This is a genomic window from Dyadobacter chenwenxiniae (genome assembly GCF_022869785.1).
In the GTDB taxonomy this organism is placed as follows: domain Bacteria; phylum Bacteroidota; class Bacteroidia; order Cytophagales; family Spirosomataceae; genus Dyadobacter; species Dyadobacter chenwenxiniae.
Genome location: NZ_CP094997.1, coordinates 6127322 through 6147639 on the forward strand (window position 1 = coordinate 6127322; position 20318 = coordinate 6147639).

Sequence of the window (20318 nt, forward strand, 5' to 3'; positions counted from 1 at the left end):
CGTAGAAAGAACGTTGAAAGATTAAGAGACAAGTAGTTAAATCATGGTGCACGCTTAATTTTATTATTCTGATCGATAAAGAAAGAGATATGGCTGAGCTGATTAACATTAAAGTGAACGGCAAAAATCACCGCGTGACGGCGGATCCGGAAATGCCGCTGCTTTATCTTTTACGCAATAATCTCCAATTGAATGGCCCGAAATATGGCTGCGGAATTGAGCGTTGCGGCAGTTGCATGGTGCTGCTGAATGGCAAAGCGCAGCCTTCCTGTGTGATTCCTGGTGCTGCTGCAGCGGTTTATGAGGTGACGACTTTGGAAGGTTTGGCCAGGAACAATATGCTTGATCCCATTCAGGAGGCATTTATTGAAGAGCAGGCGGCGCAATGCGGCTACTGCATTAATGGCATGATTATCTCGGCCAAAGCATTGTTGACAGAAAACAAAAATCCGACAGACGGAGAAATTCGGCAGGCTTTGCAACGGAACTTGTGCCGCTGCGGAACGCATACGCGGATAATAAAGGCGGTGAAAAAAGCGGCGGCTAAAATGAATAAATGATATGAAGCAGTTCGATGATATAAAATCCGGCAGGCGCGAATTTCTTCGGAGTTCGGGTTATTTATTAATGGGCTTTACGCTCGTTCCCGGACTTGGATTTACTACTGAGCCGGATGAATGCTATTTGCCCGAGCAAACATTAATCGTTGACCGCGAAGCGGTTGACTCGTGGATTCGTTTTGATGCAGACGGAATTCTGACTGTGTTAACGGGCAAAATGGAGCTTGGTCAGGGCATCCGGACGGCCTTAATGCAAATGGCGGCCGAAGAATTGGACATTGATATCAAGCAGGTTCGGATTGTCATTGCCGACACCGGACAAACGCAGGACGAGCGCTATACGGCCGGCAGCGGGTCCATTGAAGGAAGCGGAAACGCGATCAGAAACGCTGCTGCTGAGGCCAGGAAGTATCTTTTGGCATTGGCTGCGAAGGAATTGGGTGCAAATGTCGGGGAACTTTCAGTCCGTAATGGAATTGTAATGTCAGTCAAAAACCAGAAAACGATCGCATATAAAGATCTGGTGAAGGGAAAACGGCTGGAAACCGAAGTTTCTGGCAAATCTGAACGAAAAAAACCTGCTGATTATAAGCTGGTTGGCAAGTCAATCAAGAGATCGGATATCAATGACATTGCGATAGCGAAGACACACTTTATTCAGGATCTCCGCCTGCCGGATATGGTGCATGCGCGGGTGATGAGGCCGCCGGTTTATAGTGCCCGGCTCGTTTCTCTTCAAACGGAGTTGATTCAAAAATTACCTGGCGTGTTAAAGGTTGTGATCAATGGAAATTTCGCTGCTGTGATCGCTTCCCAGGAATATGAGAGTATGAAGGCACTTGAAAAAATGAAAAAGCTGGCGAAGTGGGAGAGCAAACCCATGACACCATTACAGGATCAGCTATATGCCGATATGGTCAAAAACGGCAGTGATGGCGAAATAGTGGAAGGTGATAAAAATGTAAACAAAGCGGTTTCGGAGAACGCAATAACGCTGGAAGCGGAATATAAACGGCCTTACCAAATGCACGGCTCCATCGGTCCTTCTTGCGCGGTGGGGCTTTGGAAGGATGATCAGTTGACAATATGGTCGCATACGCAGGGTGTTTATCCGCTGCGAAGTACGGTTAGCAATCTGGTAAATATTCCGCTGGAAAAAATCAGGGTGATCGGCATGCCGGGAGCGGGTTGTTATGGGCACAATGGTGCTGATGATGTAGGCGGCGACGCTGCGTTACTGGCTTTGCAAATGCCGGGAAAGCCGGTTCGCGTGCAATGGATGCGGGAAGATGAGCACAAATGGGAGCCGTATGGATCTGCAATGGTGCTGAAAATCAAGGCGTCGTTGAATGCGGAGGGTAAAGTAATATCCTGGCAAACAGACATTTGGTCTGATACACATAGTTCGCGGCCGGGCGGAAAGGCAGGGCATCTGATTGCAGGAAGGCATCTTGAAAAACCGTTTGCTTTTGAAGGCGGTGGATTTTCGGGAGGCAGTTATCGCAATGCACTGCCATTGTATGCATTTGAAACCAAAAACGTTGCCTTACACAATTACAAAGGCCCTTTACGGACGTCTGCACTGCGAAGCCTTGGCGCTTACGGGAGCATTTTCGCACTGGAATCCTTCATGGATGAGCTGGCTGTAAAAGCCGGGAAAGATCCTGTTCAGTTTCGGTTGGAGCATTTGGAGGACGATCGTGCGAAGGAAGTGATTATGACTTTGGTGACAAAAGCAGGCTGGAATTTGAAAAAAGAACCCGGTGCAGGCAAGGGTTTCGCTTTTGCTCAATATAAAAATAATGCTTCCTATTTCGCTGTAAAGGCGGAAGTAAAGCTGGATCGGGCTGCTAAAACTTACCGTTTGATGAAGTTAACCGGCGTGATTGATTCCGGGCAGGCGATCAATCCGGATGGCATTATCAATCAAACTTCCGGAGGAATGATACAGGCTGCTAGCTGGACCATGTTGGAGCAGGTTAATTACAGCGCTAATAGTGTGGAAAGCCAGTCTTGGGAAACATATCCGATCTTTCGTTTTGAGGATGTGCCTGATACAGAAGTGTTTGTTATAGACAGGCTGGAACTCGAACCGCTCGGCGCGGGAGAAGCAGCACAGGGGCCAGTTTCAGCTGCGATTGCTAATGCTATTTTTGATGCGACGGGAAGCAGGTTAAGAGAAATTCCGCTTACACCTGAAAAAATCGATTGGAGTAAAATCAGCTGACCGCCACGGGACGGGCAGTCACATTCAGCGCGAGATGCCGCGAAATGACGCGGATCAGTTCGTCTGCTTTAAATGGTTTTGTGACGAAATCATTGAAATGGCATGACTCAAGTTCGGGGGCATTTTCGGCGAAAGTGTCGGCGGTAAAGGCAATTACAGGGATGTGTGCATATTTTGGAAACTGGCTGCGGATGATCTTCATTGCCGTGATGCCATCCATAACGGGCATTTGAATGTCCATCAAAATAAGGTCATAATCACCGTCTTCGTGCAAGCTGGTCAGCACTTCTCCCCCGTTTCCACAGATTGTAAACGCTGCTTCCCATCTATTTAATAAATGTTTGAGTATCATTTGGTTAGCAGGGACATCATCTGCGGCCAATATCCTGAAACCTTTGAGCGAAAGATTCTCCGGCGCCTGCGCTTCTTCTTCTAACGACATTCCTCCTTTTCCAAAGTTGAGCACAACACTGAAAGTGGCACCTTCGCCCAGTTTGCTTTTGGCGGAAATGGTACCATTCATCAACTCGGTAATTTTCCGGGTAATGCTCAGGCCAAGGCCCGTTCCTCCGAAATATTTTGTGGCATTGTTGTGATGTGCCTGTGAAAAACTTTCGAAAATGTCGTTTAGTTTGTCTTCGGAAATGCCTATTCCTGAGTCGGAAACATCGATTTTCAGGTCTACATTCGTGCCGTGATCTTTTTCGAGCTGAACGGCGATCTTGACAAAGCCATTCTCTGTAAACTTAATGGCATTGCCAACCAGATTGATCAGAATCTGGTTCAAACGATATGCATCACCCAGTAAGATCTGCGGAACGTCATCTGCGCATTCAAAGAGCAGATTGATTGATTTTTCGCGTGCCCTCACTTCAAATGTTCTGATCAGTACATCGAGCTTTTCTTTCAGGTCAAACTGGAAGCTTTCCAACCCAAATTTGCCTGCTTCGATTTTAGAAAAATCAAGAATGTCATTTAAAATAACGAGCAGGTTATCAGCGGAATTTTTGATCATTTTCAAATATTCCTTATCCTGTCCTTTGAAATCGCTGTTTAGCAAAATATCCGTAAATCCAATGATTCCATTCATGGGCGTGCGAATCTCGTGGCTCATCGTTGAAAGGAAATCCGACTTGATACGCGTTGCTTCTTCGGCGTCGCGTTTGGCTTGTATAAGTTCCTGTTCCGCTTGTTTCCGGCTCGTAATGTCTATGGCCGTGCCGAGCACTTCTTGCACCGTTCCTTGCTCATTACGCTTAAACGGCACTTCCCGCGTGATGATCCAGACTTCCGAGTCGTCCTTATGTTTCAGCCTGAATTCCTTTTCAATCACATCCTCGTCCTTTACATAATGCCGCATATAATGATAATGTCGCCGGAAAGTAAGCTGGTCCTGGTTGTTAATGATCTTTTTCAACTCGTTTTTAGAGTCGGTAACAATGTCATCTTCGGAGTAGCCGAGTATTTTCCAGATTTGCTTGTTATGAAAAATATTGGTCCATTTCTCAATGTCGATCACATAGATTATGTTCGGTGACAGGAGGGCGATTTTGTTTATAAATTCTTCTTTTTCAGCTAATTCCTGTCTCGCATCCTCCCTGCCTTTTTCCACTTCAAGCATTTGCCCGAGGGTGTGAAAAGCTTTCGTTAACTTCTCTGCATTGATCTCTGATTTAGGATAATAATCGGTTGCGCCCGCCTTCATCATTTCCACGGCAATCCGCTCGTCGCCTTGGGATGTGAGTACGATGACGGGCAGCTGCGGCACCATTTCCTTGATCTTTTTCAGTAATTCAAGACCACTCGTTTTTGGTAACTGGTAATCCAGGAACACGCAGCCAGGCACCCAGGAATCCAGGGTCAGCAGCGCGTCCTCGGCATATTTGCAGATTTTGACCTCTCCGATCTCAACCTGAGACTTTTTGATCGCGCGCAAAAGATTCATCGCGTCAATCTCGTCGTCTTCAACCAGAAGGATACTTAAAGGTGCCATAGGAGAGAGAATATGCGTTTGTTGTTTTATCCGGGATATTCGCAGAGCGTCCAGTAACTATTGAGCGTGGAAACGGCGGAAATGAAGCGGTCCATTGACAATGGTTTCAGAATGTAGCCAGCCACATTCAGGTTAAATGCCTCGATTTTATCGCTGTCTTCATTCGAAGTTGTCATGACAAAAACCGATAATGAACTCAATTCAGGATCCTGGCGAATCTCTTTCAGAAACTCAATTCCACCCATCCTGGGCATGTTAAGATCCAACAGCACAATTCTTGGTCGCGGCCTCTCAGGCGAAACAGAACGCAGCACTTCTAGTGCTTCAATGCCATTTGATGCAACAACAAGCGGGTTGGAAATGTTGTTTTTCTTAAATGCGCGCTTTACATTCATCACATCTACTTCATCGTCTTCAACCAATAATATGGTCATGGGGACTGGGTTTAAGAGGGACATTTGAGTGAAATTCTAGTTATGGATAAGGGTTATTTAGAAGGAAATTTCTGATTCTTTGGTTTCGCTTTTTGGCCAGGTGAAAATGAATTTCGTGCCTTCCTTCATCGTGGATTCGATTCGTATCAGTCCGCCTTTCTCATCCAGAATTTTCTTAACGATGGCCAGTCCAACACCTGTGCTCTCAATCTCGTCACGTGCCTGCAATGTTTGGAAAATAACAAAAATGCGATCGTGGAATTCGGGGCTGATGCCTGGCCCGTTATCGCGGACATAAAACGTGTATTGGCTTTCTTCTTCCGTCCAGCCAATCGTAATTTCGATTTCAGGCTTATCATTGTATTTGATGCCGTTTGAAATCAGGTTTTGGAGGATTTGGGTCAATGTAATTTTCTCCGTTTCCAACTCCATCGCCCTATTTCCGTCGAAGACAAAACGGACCGGTTTTTTGCTGCTGAACGTTTCGTGCATATCATCCAGAAGAGAATTGATCCCAAAGCACTCCTTCACGGTCTTGATCCGCCCGGCTCTCGAATAGGACAAAATGCCGTTAATCAGGCTTTCCATGCGATGAACGCGACCGCGCAGCAATTTGAACTGATCCAGCGTCTCACCTTCGAGCAAATGGCTGATATCCTCTTCAATCCACTCAGAAAGGTTGTTGATCGCGCGTAGAGGGGCTTTTAAATCGTGGCTTACAACATAGGCAAACTGGTCCAGTTCAGCATTAATGCGTTCCAGGTCGCGCATATAGGATTTTAGTTTCTTTTCAGCGGAAACACGCTCGGTAACATCAGAAAAAGTGCCAATGTAGCCTGCAAGGACGTTTTCATGATATTGCCTTGTAAGCGAAACGCCTATCCAGATTTCTTTTCTTTGTGAGGTAAAAATCTTTATAGTCGCATTAATCGTGGGATGTTCGGAATTCAGCATTTCACTGATTTCCTCTTCGGAATCCGCAAAAAAATCCCTCCAATTGCGGTTAATGCATTCATTTACAGGGTAGCCTGTGATGGTTTCCCAGGCTTTATTCATATAAATAATGTTGCCACTCTGATCCAGCTGCATCAAAACCTCCGTAATGCTGCTGACCACTTCTTCCAGCCTTTTATTGGTTAATGCGGCTTCTTCGGTTTTTTCGGCGGCAATGCGGCTTAGTTCGCGGTTGGCTTTGAAGAGCTCGCCGGAGCTTTGTTCAAGTATAAGCTCCACGCGGCCCAGATCGTCCTGATATTCAATATATGCTTGATTTACAGATAAAAGAAAGTCTTGTAAATCAGGATGTTCGGCAAGTTCAGGCGGCAATGATTTCCGGATTTGACGTTTGAGCAACCGGTGATAATTGACGTCCGTAAGTTCAGGCATGTTCATTGTCAGTATTCTCTGAAAGTTGTAACAGTCATTGTTTGATTGTGCAGCTCACACAGCGAGTTACGGTTGAATGGCGCCAGCTCACCATAGGAGTAAAATCCGGTGATAACTGGACTGCCGAGCACATCGGACACAGATTCAACTTCTTCTTCAACCATTTGTTTAAGCACCAGTTTCCTGCCTACACAACTTACCAGAATGGCAAACTCGGGACTGTTTTCAAGTCCTTCCGAAGCAGCTTGGGCGGCTTCTTCGGCGCCGTTTATGAGCCTGTCGTTATTTGCCTTCATCAGGCGAACAAATGAGCCCTCGGGAATGTCGCCTGCGAAAGTGAGACTTTTTTCATCTTCATTAATGCCCAGGATGGTCCGCACAACAGGAGCGCGATCTTCGCTATCCCGCATGCTGAGCGGAAATAGTAACCCGGAAGCAGGCAACTCTTTGGCCTTGTCGCCAAGGAATGATTTATACAGATCGAGCGCAGGCTCGCCGTCAATCTCAAACAAAATATTTTCCCTGGATCGTGTCACACGCCTGTCCAGGCCAAAGCTATCCCAGCCACCGCGTGACCCAAAGCCGATTGCCAGATTTTCGCCGTAAAATCCGATTGCTGCTACGGTTTCACTGGCGATATTTCCATCCGGTTCAATGATAACCGTTCGGGCAAAGTGTGATCCGTCGCCGGCAAGTCCGCCGGTAAGTGAAACTTCCGAGCCAAGTCCCTCGGCCATGCCTTTTACAAGGTCGGTGCCATTTACTTTGAGGCCATCGGAGACCACAAAAACATGTTTCAGTCCTTCTTTCGGGAGTTGGGAAACGAGTTTTTTACCCGCTTCAATGCTGCTGAACTGAATGTCTTCCAGCGCGACTTTTGAACTGCTTACAGTCGTATCGTTAAAACGGATCCCGGTGATGATGATCGTATTATCTTTCACCGAAACATTCGAGATTTCACCTGCGGTAGAACAGCCGGAAAAGAGAGAGTCGGGATAAAGTGTTGCCAGTTGGGCGATTACGTCACTTTTTTCAAGAAGTTCCCGGTTTCCAAAGACGAAAAATAATTGCGGTGTAAAGGGAAATGTAATGGTAGAGGAGGCATTGGTGTAAACCAATTGTTTGATTTCCATAAATGATTGGTCGGGCTCATGAATTTGTTCAACAATTTACAGAAAACTTTTGACAGACGAATTAATTTTACATTCAGCCAAACATATATACAATGCCAAAATTCGCTAGGACAGCGATGGGAACGATATTCCCTTGATTTTTCTAAAAAGTTCTACCGCATATAGATCTGTCATTCCGGAAACGAAGTCTAAAACCGTCTGAATTCTGGCGTAATCGTCTGTTTGGGATGTGATAAATTGTTTGGGAATAAGATCCACTAATTTCCGTGAGTAGTGAGAATTATTGTTAAGATAAGCAGGAACAAATTCTTCAAGCAAGCCGCCCATAACCTTATAGCCAGCCACTTCAATCTGGACAACTGACGAGTAATTGTAGATTTTATTGATTGAAATTTTAGTGATGTCCTTCATCACAGATCGATACGGTTCAGGAATTGCGTCAACCAGACCGTAGTTAAAATCGCCGCTGAGAATGGCTTCCTGTTCATTGTAAAATAATTCGGAGCACTGGAAGATCAGCGTGCTGATGGATTTGGCCCTTAACAAACTGATTTTTGCGTCTTCGTCATCGATCTCCGAAAGCCTGGCGGGCATTTTTGGATCATTGCAGAGCCTGAGAAGTAATTTTTCAACTTCGCCATAAGACAATATTTTTAGCCGGTGTGCATCTTCCAGATCGATAATGTTATAACAAATATCATCCGCTGCCTCAACCAGATATACCAGTGGGTGCCGCTTGTAAACCAACGGAGAATTTGAAACCATATCCAATTCCAGGTCCACTGCAATTTTTTGAAAGCCAGCTTGCTCCGATTGGAAAAACCCGTATTTCTTGGTGTAAATTTTAGATTTGTTATGCCCGGCAATGGATTCGCAAGGATACTTGGCAATGGCGGCAAGCGTGGAATAAGTGAGCGCAAAACTGCCGTAACCCTTGCCCGCGTAAGGGTGCGTCAGAATGCGAAATGCATTTGCGTTTCCTTCAAAATGCGTCAAGTCAGCCCATTGCGATTCGGTGACTTTGTCGCGATATTTCAACCCCGCATCATCGGTAAAATAATGAGAGATTGCAGCCTCACCCGAATGTCCGAATGCCGGGTTACCCAGATCGTGCGCCAGGCAAGCAGCCGAAACAATGTTCCCTATTTCACTGATCAGCGGCAATTTGTCGTCAACGCCGGGATCGTCTTTTTTGAGTTTGTTATAAAAGATCCTTCCTAATGACTTTCCCACACTGGCCACTTCCAGACTATGCGTTAGCCTGTTATGTACAAAAACGCTGCCGGGAAGCGGGAAAACCTGTGTTTTGTTTTGCAATCTTCTGAATGGCGAGGAAAAAATCAGCCGGTCGTAATCACGCTGGAATTCTGACCGCGCCTCTGCCGGATCAGCATTGTATTTGTCCTCACTGCCCCACCGCTTTGCCGAAAGTAATTTCTCCCAATTCATTATTCAAAAATTTAATTGCCGACAAAACTAACCCCTTTCCCGTAATTAAGGAATAACAGGCGTTTCCCTTTGCGAGGGCCAATCAACGCACTGGTAGTTTCGCTAGTGAAGGCGCTTTTGATTCGTACACGGATTCAATGAATTTTCAAATCAGATATATATGAAAAAGTCCTTGATAATGATCGCTTGGGTGTTCAATGTGCTCGTATTCAGCAGCCTGTATAACTTCCTGGCTGCTGAATACAATGTTGCCAAAGTGCATATAAAAGATGAAAAACTGGCCAAAGAAATGTCAGCTGCAGCCACAACGTTCCTCAACTCACTTTCACCAGACCAATTGGCAGAAACCAAGTTGCCTTACGACGATCCGGCTCGTTTCGATTGGAATTTCACACCCCGGAAACGAAAGGGCATCACCTTCAAAACGATGAGCGCCGCACAGCGAAAAGTGGCTATGGATATGATCAGGCTGGTTTTAAGCCAGGAAGGTTATACCAAAGCAGAGCAAATTATTGATCTGGAAAACGTGCTAAGGGTTGTTGAAACACGCCCCGCCAACGACACTTACCGCGATCCTGAAAACTTTGCTTTTCTGGTTTTTGGAGAGCCAGGCGGTGATCCTTGGGGCTGGCGGATGGAAGGGCATCATTTGTCGCTGCATTTTTCGTCTATTAAAGGCAAAATCACTTACACGCCCAGTTTTATGGGCAGTAATCCAGGCAATGTACAGGCGGATGTGCCTCAAAAAGGTTTGCGGATCTTGAAAAATGAAGAGGATTTCGCATTTGAATTATTACAATCATTGAGTGAAAAACAGCTGGAAAAAGCCGTCATAGGAAGCACAGCACCCAACGAGATGTTCACTTCCAATTCCAGAAAGGCATCTTTGGAAAAAATGCAGGGCATCCCCATGGCAGAAATGACCGCAGAGCAAAAGGTAGCCTTCAAAAAGCTGATCATGTCCTATTTGCAGCGTTACCACGTGACATTAAAAAATCAGCAGTGGGCTGAACTCGAAAAAAGCGGCCTGGATAAAATACATTTCGCCTGGATGGGAGACCAGAAAAACGTCATCGGATCAGGCCATGGCCATTACTACCGCATCCACGGCCCCACCTTCCTCATCGAATTCGACAACACCCAAAACGGCGGAAATCATATTCACTCGGTTGTCAGGGATTTGGAAAGTGATTTTGGGGAGGATATGTTGCGCAGGCATTACGAGAAGGCGCATTGAGTGCTTGTTTGCCCCTAAATCCCCTGAAGGGGATTTGTTGCTGCTTGTTGGTAACATGCCCTCCCCTTTAGGGGCCGGGGGCAGGAGAGAGATGTAAACTTGCATAGCGCATTGGCGCTGGTTTTGCCCCTAAATCCCCTGAAGGGGACTTGTTGCTGCTTGTTGGTAACACGCCCTCCCCTTCAGGGGCTGGGGGTAGGAGAGAAATGCAAATTTGCATAGCGCATTGGAGCTAGTTTTGCCCCTAAATCCCCTGAAGGGGACTTGTTGCTGCCTGTTATTAACATGCTCTCCCCTTTAGGGGTCGGGGGTAGGAGAGAGATGCAAACTTGCATAGCGCATTGGAGCTGGTTTTGCCCCTAAATCCCCTGAAGGGGACTTGTTGCTGCTTGTTGGTGACACGCCCTCCCCTTCAGGGGCTGGGGGTAGGAGTGGAAAATGCAAACCTGCATAGCGCATTGGAGCTAGTTTTACCCCTAAATCCCCTAAAGGGGACTTGCCACTACTAGTTAGTAACACGCTCTTCCCCTTTAGGGGCCGGGGGCAGGAGTGGAAATGCAAACTTGCATAGCGCATTGGAGCTAGTTTTGCCCCTAAATCCCCTAAAAGGGACTTGCCGCAGCTAGTTGGTAACAAGCTCTCCCCTTTAGGGGCCGGGGGCACCAGCAAACCGCATACCAGCTAACACAACAATTACTATTTTTGCAACATGCTCTCCCCTTCAGGGGCCGGGGGCCGGAGTGACATGCAAACTTGCATAGCGCATTGGCACAAGCACATTAAAATATCTACACACTAAAAAATACACACTATGATGCACTACGGTGCTTCGCCGCTTCTTTTCGAAAGGGCCAGGCAATTACGAGATAATGAAACACGCGCTGAAAAACTACTTTGGGCCAGGCTTAGTAACAAACAACTTGGAGTCAAATTTCGAAGGCAGCATCCGCTTCACCGTTTTATAGTAGACTTCTACTGTCATGAATTGAAATTGGTTATAGAAGTGGACGGTGGAATTCATTTTTCGGAAGAGAATCAGGAATATGATCAAATGCGTACGGAATTGATTGCTGAGTTTGAGATCAAGGTAATCCGGTTTCGAAATGAGGAAATATACTATGAAATCGAAAATGTGATTGACTTAATTAATAAGTTTATCCCACATTAGTTTAGCATTCGATGACCCCAACAACGCACCGTTACTTCATTATCAACAAGCCAGCCAACATGGTTTCACAGTTCGTTAGCCCTGATGATGTGGGGTTACTGGGGGATTTGGCGTTTGATTTTCCGGAGGGTATTCATGCGATCGGCAGGTTGGATGGGCATTCGGAGGGGCTTTTGATCCTTACTACTAATAAAAAAGTTACTAATCTGCTGTTTCAGGGCGAGGTTGCGCATAAGCGAACTTATTGGGTGAATGTGGGGCATCATGTGAGTGACAAAACGCTGCACAAGCTCAGAACGGGCATTGGTATACAAATAAAAGGAGGCATTGAATATGTGACGGCTCCTTGCGAAGTTGAAATTATTCCGAGGCCTGAGATATTACCACCGCATTCGAGTGAAAGCTGGGAAGGAGTGCCCAACACCTGGCTTGAAATCACATTAACAGAAGGGAAATTTCACCAGATCCGGAAAATGGTGCGGACCGCTGGTCATCGCTGCAAACGACTCATCAGAACCAGTATAGAGGACCTGGAACTGGGCGACCTTGTTGCCGGTGGTGTAAAAGAGATTGAAGAGAAAGAATTTTTTAGGTTATTGAAGATCGATAACTGGAAATAACTAAAATCATCCCGACATGAACTTAATAGGCAACATTATCTGGCTCATTTTTGGCGGATTTATCGTCTTCCTGGAATATATGATTGTCGGGTTTGCGCTCTGCCTGACCATCATTGGCATTCCATTTGGCGTTCAATGTTTCAAAATCGGGTTGCTTACGCTGTTTCCTTTCGGGCAGCAGGTGCGGGATGTTCCCGGGAATACGGGCTGTTTGTCCACTATTTTTAACATTATCTGGATCGTGCTGGGCGGGATCTGGATCGCTATCACGCACCTTGTTTTTGGCGTAATCCTCGCCATTACCATCATTGGCCTCCCTTTTGCGCGGCAACATTTTAAATTGATGAGCTTGTCCTTCACGCCGTTTGGCAAAGAAATTTACTAGTCATTATCTCATCTGACAGTAAAAATATGAAAGCCATTGTAATCTCGCAACCTGGCGGCCCTGAAGTGCTTCGAATGGAGGAGCGGCCAACGCCACAACCGGCTGATGCCCAGGTTCTGATCAAAGTTTATGCCGCAGGGATCAACCGTCCCGACGTTTTCCAACGCAAGGGAAATTATCCGCCGCCGACTTGGGCGCCGCAGGATATTCCAGGGTTGGAAGTTGCCGGAATTATTGAACAGGTTGGACATCATGTTGCTGATTGGAAAAAAGGCGATGCCGTTTGTGCATTGTTGGCGGGAGGCGGTTATGCGGAATATGCCGTTGCGCATGCCGGGCATTGTCTGCCCGTTCCCAATGGCTGCGATTTTGTGCAGGCTGCGTCTCTTCCTGAAACCATTTTTACCGTTTGGCATAATGCATTTCAACGGGGCAATTTGAAAAGCGGAGAAAATTTCCTCGTCCACGGCGGGACGAGCGGGATAGGCATAACGGCGATTCAGCTTGCGAAGGCTTTTGGTGCAAAAGTGTTTGCGACGGCTGGCTCACAGGAAAAGTGTAAAGCTTGCGTCGCTCTGGGTGCAGATATTTGTATCAATTACAAAATCCAAGACTTTGAAGAAAAGCTCAAAAATGAAGGTGTAGACGTGATTCTGGACATGGTAGGAGGTGATTATATTCCAAAAAATATCAAACTGTTGCGGGAAGATGGCAGACTGGTTTTTATAAACACCATGAAAGGCAGCAAGCTCGAAGGCTCAGAAGTGGATTTTGGACTAATTATGAAAAAACGGCTGACAATCACTGGTAGCACGTTACGCAACAGAAGCAACGAATTCAAAACCGCGCTAACAAAAGAAATCCTTACGAATGTCTGGCCGGTCATCGAATCTGCAAAGTTCCAAACCGTGATCGCAGCTCAATTTTCCATGCAAGAAGCATCCAAGGCACACGCATTGATGGAAACGAGCGAGCATATCGGGAAGATTATTTTGATCAATGATTGGGATTCTTAACCCAATTGTCGCTCAGTTTTTTGTTTAAAATATCCGAAATCTGCTTGGCCTGCGCGTAAACCATCAAATGTCCTGCGCCATCAATGGAGACATCGGGTTTCACCATTTTGATCGGGATCAACTTGTCTGCTGTGCCGTGGATGTGATACAGATTTTCAAGGTTATCCGTTCTTTTCCAGGTTCCCATTCTTACCAAAGCCCATTTCAGGAATTTGCTGTCGGTGTCATGTAAAATGGATTTGAGCAGCGCTTTCAGCTCAGGCGTGTCTGCACCGAAAAATTTGTAAGTAAATGTATTTGTCGACTTCAAAAATGGGGCAGCGAATGGGCTGAGCAACAGAAATTTGGTTAATCCCTGATAAAATTTGGAGATCGGAACGCCTGTTGGCGTGCTCGAAATGATTACGATCTGCTCCGGATGCACAATATTTGCAAGTTCGGAGGCAACGATGCCACCAAAAGATAATCCAACCAGCTGAAATGGCCGCGTTGTATCAATTTGTGCTACCAGCCTGCTTGCATAATGTGCAATTGTCTCTTTTTTCTCAGGCTTGATCCAATCTATATAGTGAACAGCAAAACGTTCGTCCAATACTAATTTGCTAAAAACGCGTTTGTCGGCTCCCAAGCCGCTTAAAAAATAAAGATTCATTTTATCGGGGTCTGGCGTTGAAGATCGTTCGTGAGTAGTCGCCGTTCCATCCGATAAAGTATGATCATTCTCCTGATTTGCCGCAAACGATTTTTCTAACGGTCGGTTTGCACCATTTATCGTGGACTGACCGAAAATCTCGGCGCTGCGGACCGTTAGGTAAATGGTCAGGCAAATCCAGGGAATGTTGATATTCGAAAGCATAATAATGTCGGAAAGCTATTCGAATATACGGGCTGGCAGAGAATAAAGATTGCCTATTTTACAAAATTGAATCTCAAACCGGCCATGGCCCAGCGTCCCGGCATTTTGGAGCCAAGCAAATCACTGTACTGAACATCAAATGCATTGTCGGCCTGCACAAATACAGCCAGGCTGCGATTTAAAAAAGCATATTCTGCCTTTGCGTTTAATAAAAAATAATCTTTCGAAATGTTCGCTTCGATGGCTGATGCCGCGCGTTCTGCCCGGTTTTTATACAAACCGTTCAGACTGACCGAGAAGCCGGAAACCTGATAAATGGCAGAAAAGTTGCCCAGGAACTTGGCGTGGGACGACACATAGAAGGAGGGTTCTAAGTTGCTGCTTTCGCTTTTCAGCCAGGTTAACCCTGCATTAAAAATCAATTTCTGATCAGTTGAAAATGAGTTAACAGTTTGAAAATCAATTTCGAAACCAGTTGTATTCACTTCCGCAATGTTCAATGCTAAGCCAAAGGTCCCCGTAGGAGCTAGATTTTCCTTACGAGGCATTTGGGCATAAGGCGTTGACACGTAATCGATCAGGTCATTTTGAAGTCTTTGAAAAAATGTTCCTGAAATTTTGAGCTGATTTGTGTTGCTATTAGTCAAAAACCAGTCTGCCCCGGCTTCATAACTGAATGATTTCTCGGCCTTTAATGCAGGATTTCCTACATTTCCGCCTGTAACCAATGCTTTTTTGTAGTTATTAAATCTCTCCGTGAAGTCTGCGTCCCGGATGGTTTTGCCCGCGCTGCCGCGAAATTGCCAGTTGTCTTTTTTGTAAGATAAATTGACCTGAGGCACCACTTCCGAACCGATGCTTTCACGCCAATCTAATCTTACAGAAGGCGTTACGGTGAAATTGGCTCCAATATTTTGAACCAAGGACACAAACGGCGCGAGTTGGCTCAGGGCATGATCGCCGCGGTCGTTGGATGCAATGTTCCGGTTTTGATAGTTAAGCCCCGCAATCAGGTTCGTGCTTTGCGTGAATGTTTGCTGCCAGGTTAGCAAGCCTTGCCACAACTGTGATTTGCTGTTGTTGGCAATAGAATGCGGATTGAACAAATATTGGTCTCGAACAAATTTATAGCCTCCATCCAGCGTAATGGCCGTTTTTTCTGTCTTGTAACCAATTTTAATCTGGTTCCAGGAGGTTTCCACCTTCTCACTCGCCGTATCGGATTTGAGGGCTGTATAAAAATTTTGCGCAGCAAAATCGCGATGATCATAGGCGCTCCGTACGGCCACATTCAAGCTGGGAGAAAGCGCATAATTGAGAGAAACGGACGCCGTGTTGTTATGAAAATATCCCTTAATTCCCCGCTGCTGAACGCCTGAGGCATTATTTGACAAAAAACCGCCTGAAATCGCCAGTTTGTCCTTTTGTACAAATGCACCCACATTCGCATTTTTTAAACCATACTGTCCGGCGGTTAATGCACCATTAATGCTCGTTTTTAGCGTTCCCATAGTACTTTCATCCTCATTTCCGGACTGTAAGCGCGCAGCAAATGTTTTGGAAATAACATGAATCACACCACCCACAGCATCGGAGCCATAAATCGCGGAGGAAGCACCTTTTAAAACTTCGATTCGCTCGATTTCGGACGGAGAAATGGGGATATAGGCATTAAAATGGCCTGTGTTCGGATCATTGAGCCTTAATCCATCCAAGATGATCAGCACTTGCTGAAATGTTCCGCCGCGCAGCACAATGTCGCTTTGGGAGCCCATGGGGCCGCGCGCCTGAATTTCCACACCAGGCACATAACGAAGCAGATCATCAATACTGTGCACGGGCAGGTTTTGGAAATATTCACCTTTAATGACAGCAATGTTCCGCCCAGTTTGCGAAGCGCGTTTTTCGACAAGTGAAGAGGTTACAGTAACAGGATCGAGTGAAATATCCTGCGCAAAAACCGGGGTACACAACAGCAAGGCAAAACAAATCACCGGGTTTTTCAAAATCAGAAAAACAAACTTTGCCGGGTTTTTCAAAACCCAGATCAAAAAAGAAGATTGTAGCATTGTCATCATGGCTGTGATATCAGAATCAAATTTATTTTGGACAAACTTACTATCTTGCCGGACTGTTAACATGCTCCGGTTTTAAGTTTATGAGTAGTCCGGTTGAAATTCCATTCCAAAATATCGTAACCATTGACCGGCAAAATATAACGCCGGTTTATCTGCAAATCTCGCGTCAGATGATCAATGCGATCCAGCGCGGCGTGTTGTATACGGGTGCAAGGTTGCCGGGAACCCGCTCGCTCGCGGGAATTCTGGAAGTGCACAGAAAAACGGTGGTTGCGGCTTATAATGAGCTAGATGCACAAGGCTGGATCGAACTCAGGCCGAATAAAGGAACATTTGTTACCCAAAAATCACCGGCTCATTCCGCAAACCCGTTGCATTTCAATGCGGATTATTTGGTTAAATATCCCCAAAAAGCAGGTTTTGCATTTGAAGAAAGCATGCTTTTGGACAGGCCTGTGTCCGTTTCCAAAGCCGAGCTGGAATTCACCGACGGACTTCCCGACGTGCGCCTGGCTCCAATGGACAAGCTGGCAAAAGCCTATTCGAGTGTTTTAAGAAGAAATAACAACCGCAAATTACTCAGCTATTCCCACGTTGAAGGCAATGCTTTTTTTAGAGCAAAACTGGCTGATTATCTGAACAATACGCGGGGATTGCATATTGGAAAGGAGAATATTATCACGACGCGCGGAATACAAATGGGCATTTATCTGGCATCTATGCTGCTTCTAAAAAAAGGCGATAACGTAGTGGTGGGTAACCTGAGTTACTATGTGGCGAATATGATTTTTCAGCAGGCCGGGGCCAACATTATTTCCGTTCTGGTCGACGAGCAGGGCATTTCTGTGGAGGCGGTGCGAAAATTGTGCGAGACGAAGCGCATTCGAATGCTGTACATTACGCCGCACCATCATTACCCAACCACTGTGACGCTTAGCGCGGAGCGGCGCATGGAATTGCTAAATCTTTCGGTGCAATATGGTTTCATCATTCTCGAGGATGACCATGACTATGATTTTCATTACAACAGCAGTCCGGTTTTGCCGCTGGCAAGCGCCGATCCGGCGGGAATGGTGGTTTACATCGGCTCATTTTGCAAAGCTTTGGCGCCCGGATTACGTTCCGGCTACATTGTTGCGCCTCAAAATCTGATTACCGAACTCGGGAAATTCCGGAGGATCATCGACCGGCAGGGCGATCTGATGATGGAGCAGGCTTTGGGGGAATTGTTGGATGAAGGTGAAATTCAGCGGCATATCAAGAAAGCGCAAAAGGTTTATCACCAGCGACGCGATCTATTGGATACATTGCTGCGCACTCATTTTGAAGCATATTTGAACTTTAAAACACCGCCCGGCGGGCTGGCAATCTGGACGGAGTGGCGAAAAGACATTAATTTGATGCGGGTTAGCAAAACCTGTTTGAAACAAAACCTGCATTTGCCCCAGACATTGCTTTTCCAAACCGGCCAGCTCAGTGCGATGCGGCTCGGATTCGGGAACCTGGACGACGGAGAAATCAGAACGGCGGTTGAAATCCTGAATTATTCAATTAATTTGTGATTTAATCATATCCGTTCCGGTTTTCACTTTGCTTTCCTTCCCAAACTTATGAATAAGAGAACTTTTATAAAACTATCAACAGCATTCATGACAGCTCCATTATTTTCACCATTAACCGGCTGGGCAAAGGCCGATAAACTGAAAAACTGGGCCGGAAACCTGGAATACAGCACCGAACGCCTGGATCAGGCGAAGACTTTGAGGCAGGTTCAGGAAATTGTCAAAAAATATCCCAAGCTGAAAGTGCTCGGAACACGGCATTGTTTCAACAACATTGCGGACACGAAGGATCAGTTTATCTCGCTGGTTAATGCGGAGGAACACATTGTTTTGGATGAAAAAAATAAAACGGTGACTGTGAATTCGGGCATGAAATACGGTCAATTGAGTCCGTATTTGCATAAAAAAGGCTTTGCGCTGCATAATCTCGCGTCGCTTCCGCACATTTCGGTTGCCGGCGCTTGTGCTACGGCTACGCATGGCTCCGGGGATAAAAATGGAAATCTCGCTACGGCAGTTGCGGCGATGGAAATCGTGACCGCGGCTGGCGATGTGATGCAACTAAGTCGTAAAAATGATGGGGATAAATTTAATGCGGCCGTTGTGAATCTGGGCGCTTTGGGTGTGGTTACAAAAGTGACGCTGGATGTGGTGCCGACTTTTATGATGGGACAGTTTGTTTACGAAAATCTGCCTCTGGATCAGTTGAAGGATAATTTTGAAAAAATAGAATCGAGCGGATATAGTGTTAGTTTGTTTACAAATTGGCAGAGTCAGGACATTACGGAAGTTTGGGTTAAGCAAAAAATTGAGGATGGAAAGCCTCTGAAAGCTGAAAAAGAATTCTTTGGGGCTAAACTGGCAACCAAAAACCTACATCCGATTCCCGAACTTTCTGCTGAAAACTGCACGGAGCAAATGGGCGTTTCCGGCCCCTGGTATGAACGCTTGCCGCATTTTAAGATGGGATTTACGCCCAGCAGCGGCGTTGAGCTGCAATCGGAATTTTTTGTGCCGAGAAAAAACGCGGTGGACGCCATTATGGCTATCTCCAAACTTGGAAGTCAGGTTGGCCCGCATTTGCTCACTTCCGAAATCCGGACTATTGCTGCGGATGATTTCTGGCTGAGCCCTTGCTACAAGCAGGATTCTGTGGCCATTCATTTTACCTGGAAACAGGAATGGGATGCGGTTAGCAAGCTGCTGCCGATCATTGAGCGCGAATTGGCGCCTTATGATGTGCGCCCGCACTGGGGGAAACTGTTTTCCGTTTCACCCGATCTCCTTGCAAAACGCTATGTGAAAATGGAGGAATTTAAAGCGCTTGCAAAGGAATGGGACCCGAATGGCAAATTCAGAAATGACTTCCTTAACCTGAATATTCCTAGAAGTTGAGGAAAATATAAGCCGTTTCGTGAATGATTATGACCCTTATTTTTGTTGCTAAATAGTCCGCTATGAATATTTTATGCTGACCAACATTCGTTTTGTAAGCGTGGATTAATACATTGTAAACCAAGTAAAATAATGGCAGCAAAATTAAGGGAACTTCCGATTGCAGAACCTGCAGCAGCCCGGGAAATCACATCCGATAAGATTACAGAATTATATATGCACGATTGCCTTGAACAGAACAAAAAGCCGGAATCGGTTTACTTGTTCTGCAAGCGTCATGGCATTGTTGAAAAGGAATTTTACAAACATTTCTCTTCGATTGAAGCAATAGAAAAAAGCGTTTTTGTGAGCTTTCACAGACTCGCTGTTGAGCTCATGAACCAAAGCGATGACATGGCTGTGCTTGGTTTCAGGGATAAGCTTCTGACTTATTATTTCACTTATTTTGAGATACTTACGGCCAACAGGAGTTATGCTGTTTTTGATCTGAAAAGTGAAAAAAACCGCCTGGCCGGGTTGATGAAGTTGAAGGATTTCAGGAGCCAGTTCAAAACATTTATCAGCGAGATCAGCGACGGTTATCTCAAATCCAAAAGCGAGCGGGTCCGCAAAGCGCAGCAGGATGCATTGGAAGAAGGTGCGTGGATCCAGTTTATGATAACGCTCAAATTCTGGCTTGACGACGAGTCTATTGGCTTTGAAAAGACAGATCTTTTCATCGAAAAATCAATCCGGGCAACATTTGATCTCATTGATATCACGCCCCTGGAAAGTGTGATTGATTTTGGTAAATTTCTCATTAAAGAAAAGTTGAAGTAG

Annotated in this window: 17 protein-coding genes; 10 read left to right on the forward strand and 7 right to left on the reverse strand. The window is 45.9% G+C overall.

Going from position 1 to position 20318, the window contains the following annotated elements:
• Positions 1-89: 89 nt before the first annotated feature.
• Both MUK70_RS26280 and MUK70_RS26285 read left to right on the forward strand, forming a co-directional pair.
• Positions 90-560, forward strand: a complete 471-nt coding sequence (locus MUK70_RS26280) for a (2Fe-2S)-binding protein (RefSeq protein ID WP_234657193.1) — start codon at positions 90-92, stop codon at positions 558-560.
• 1 nt (position 561) lies between these two features.
• Positions 562-2787 carry a xanthine dehydrogenase family protein molybdopterin-binding subunit gene (locus MUK70_RS26285; RefSeq protein WP_234657192.1) on the forward strand — a complete coding sequence of 742 codons (2226 nt, stop codon included), beginning with the start codon at positions 562-564 and terminating at the stop codon, positions 2785-2787.
• Here the strand turns inward: MUK70_RS26285 and MUK70_RS26290 are convergent.
• The 5 genes from MUK70_RS26290 to MUK70_RS26310 all read right to left on the reverse strand — a co-directional run bounded on the left by MUK70_RS26290 (position 2780) and on the right by MUK70_RS26310 (position 9182).
• Positions 2780-4780, reverse strand: coding sequence for a hybrid sensor histidine kinase/response regulator (locus MUK70_RS26290; protein WP_234657190.1), 2001 nt, complete (start codon positions 4778-4780; stop codon positions 2780-2782). The genes MUK70_RS26285 and MUK70_RS26290 overlap by 8 nt on opposite strands.
• Before the next feature lie 26 nt (positions 4781-4806).
• Entirely contained in the window at positions 4807-5238 is a 432-nt protein-coding gene (locus MUK70_RS26295; RefSeq protein WP_234605266.1) for a response regulator, read from the reverse strand.
• 33 nt (positions 5239-5271) lie between these two features.
• On the reverse strand, positions 5272-6600 hold the full coding sequence (locus MUK70_RS26300) for a sensor histidine kinase (protein WP_234605264.1): 1329 nt from the start codon (positions 6598-6600) through the stop codon (positions 5272-5274).
• 8 nt (positions 6601-6608) lie between these two features.
• On the reverse strand, positions 6609-7733 hold the full coding sequence (locus MUK70_RS26305; RefSeq protein ID WP_234657188.1) for an FIST signal transduction protein: 1125 nt from the start codon (positions 7731-7733) through the stop codon (positions 6609-6611).
• A gap of 105 nt (positions 7734-7838) precedes the next feature.
• Complete coding sequence (locus MUK70_RS26310) at positions 7839-9182, reverse strand: deoxyguanosinetriphosphate triphosphohydrolase (RefSeq protein ID WP_234657187.1); 1344 nt, start codon at positions 9180-9182, stop codon at positions 7839-7841.
• Positions 9183-9342: 160 nt separating this feature from the next.
• Between MUK70_RS26310 and MUK70_RS26315 the strand changes: the two genes are divergently transcribed.
• From MUK70_RS26315 to MUK70_RS26335, 5 genes are all read left to right on the forward strand, one after another.
• Positions 9343-10419 carry a DUF3500 domain-containing protein gene (locus MUK70_RS26315; RefSeq protein ID WP_234657186.1) on the forward strand — a complete coding sequence of 359 codons (1077 nt, stop codon included), beginning with the start codon at positions 9343-9345 and terminating at the stop codon, positions 10417-10419.
• A gap of 811 nt (positions 10420-11230) precedes the next feature.
• Complete coding sequence (locus MUK70_RS26320) at positions 11231-11587, forward strand: endonuclease domain-containing protein (protein WP_234657185.1); 357 nt, start codon at positions 11231-11233, stop codon at positions 11585-11587.
• 11 nt (positions 11588-11598) lie between these two features.
• Positions 11599-12207, forward strand: coding sequence for a pseudouridine synthase (locus tag MUK70_RS26325; protein ID WP_234657184.1), 609 nt, complete (start codon positions 11599-11601; stop codon positions 12205-12207).
• A gap of 16 nt (positions 12208-12223) precedes the next feature.
• Entirely contained in the window at positions 12224-12592 is a 369-nt protein-coding gene (locus MUK70_RS26330) for a YccF domain-containing protein (protein WP_234614966.1), read from the forward strand.
• A 26-nt stretch (positions 12593-12618) separates the two neighbouring features.
• On the forward strand, positions 12619-13608 hold the full coding sequence (locus MUK70_RS26335; protein ID WP_234657183.1) for an NAD(P)H-quinone oxidoreductase: 990 nt from the start codon (positions 12619-12621) through the stop codon (positions 13606-13608).
• Here the strand turns inward: MUK70_RS26335 and MUK70_RS26340 are convergent.
• Positions 13589-14464 carry an alpha/beta fold hydrolase gene (locus MUK70_RS26340; RefSeq protein WP_234657182.1) on the reverse strand — a complete coding sequence of 292 codons (876 nt, stop codon included), beginning with the start codon at positions 14462-14464 and terminating at the stop codon, positions 13589-13591. The two genes, MUK70_RS26335 and MUK70_RS26340, sit on opposite strands and share 20 nt — an antisense overlap.
• A gap of 53 nt (positions 14465-14517) precedes the next feature.
• Positions 14518-16533 (reverse strand): TonB-dependent receptor plug domain-containing protein, encoded by a 2016-nt coding sequence (locus tag MUK70_RS26345; protein ID WP_234657181.1) that lies wholly within the window; start codon positions 16531-16533, stop codon positions 14518-14520.
• 89 nt (positions 16534-16622) lie between these two features.
• On the opposite strand from MUK70_RS26345, the gene pdxR reads away from it, so the two are divergent.
• The 3 genes from pdxR to MUK70_RS26360 all read left to right on the forward strand — a co-directional run bounded on the left by pdxR (position 16623) and on the right by MUK70_RS26360 (position 20318).
• Entirely contained in the window at positions 16623-18104 is a 1482-nt protein-coding gene (gene pdxR / locus MUK70_RS26350) for a MocR-like pyridoxine biosynthesis transcription factor PdxR (RefSeq protein ID WP_234657179.1), read from the forward strand.
• A gap of 48 nt (positions 18105-18152) precedes the next feature.
• Positions 18153-19499: a D-arabinono-1,4-lactone oxidase gene (locus tag MUK70_RS26355; RefSeq protein ID WP_445438796.1), complete on the forward strand. Its 1347-nt coding sequence runs from the start codon at positions 18153-18155 to the stop codon at positions 19497-19499.
• Positions 19500-19631: 132 nt separating this feature from the next.
• Positions 19632-20318 carry a TetR family transcriptional regulator C-terminal domain-containing protein gene (locus MUK70_RS26360; protein WP_234657175.1) on the forward strand — a complete coding sequence of 229 codons (687 nt, stop codon included), beginning with the start codon at positions 19632-19634 and terminating at the stop codon, positions 20316-20318.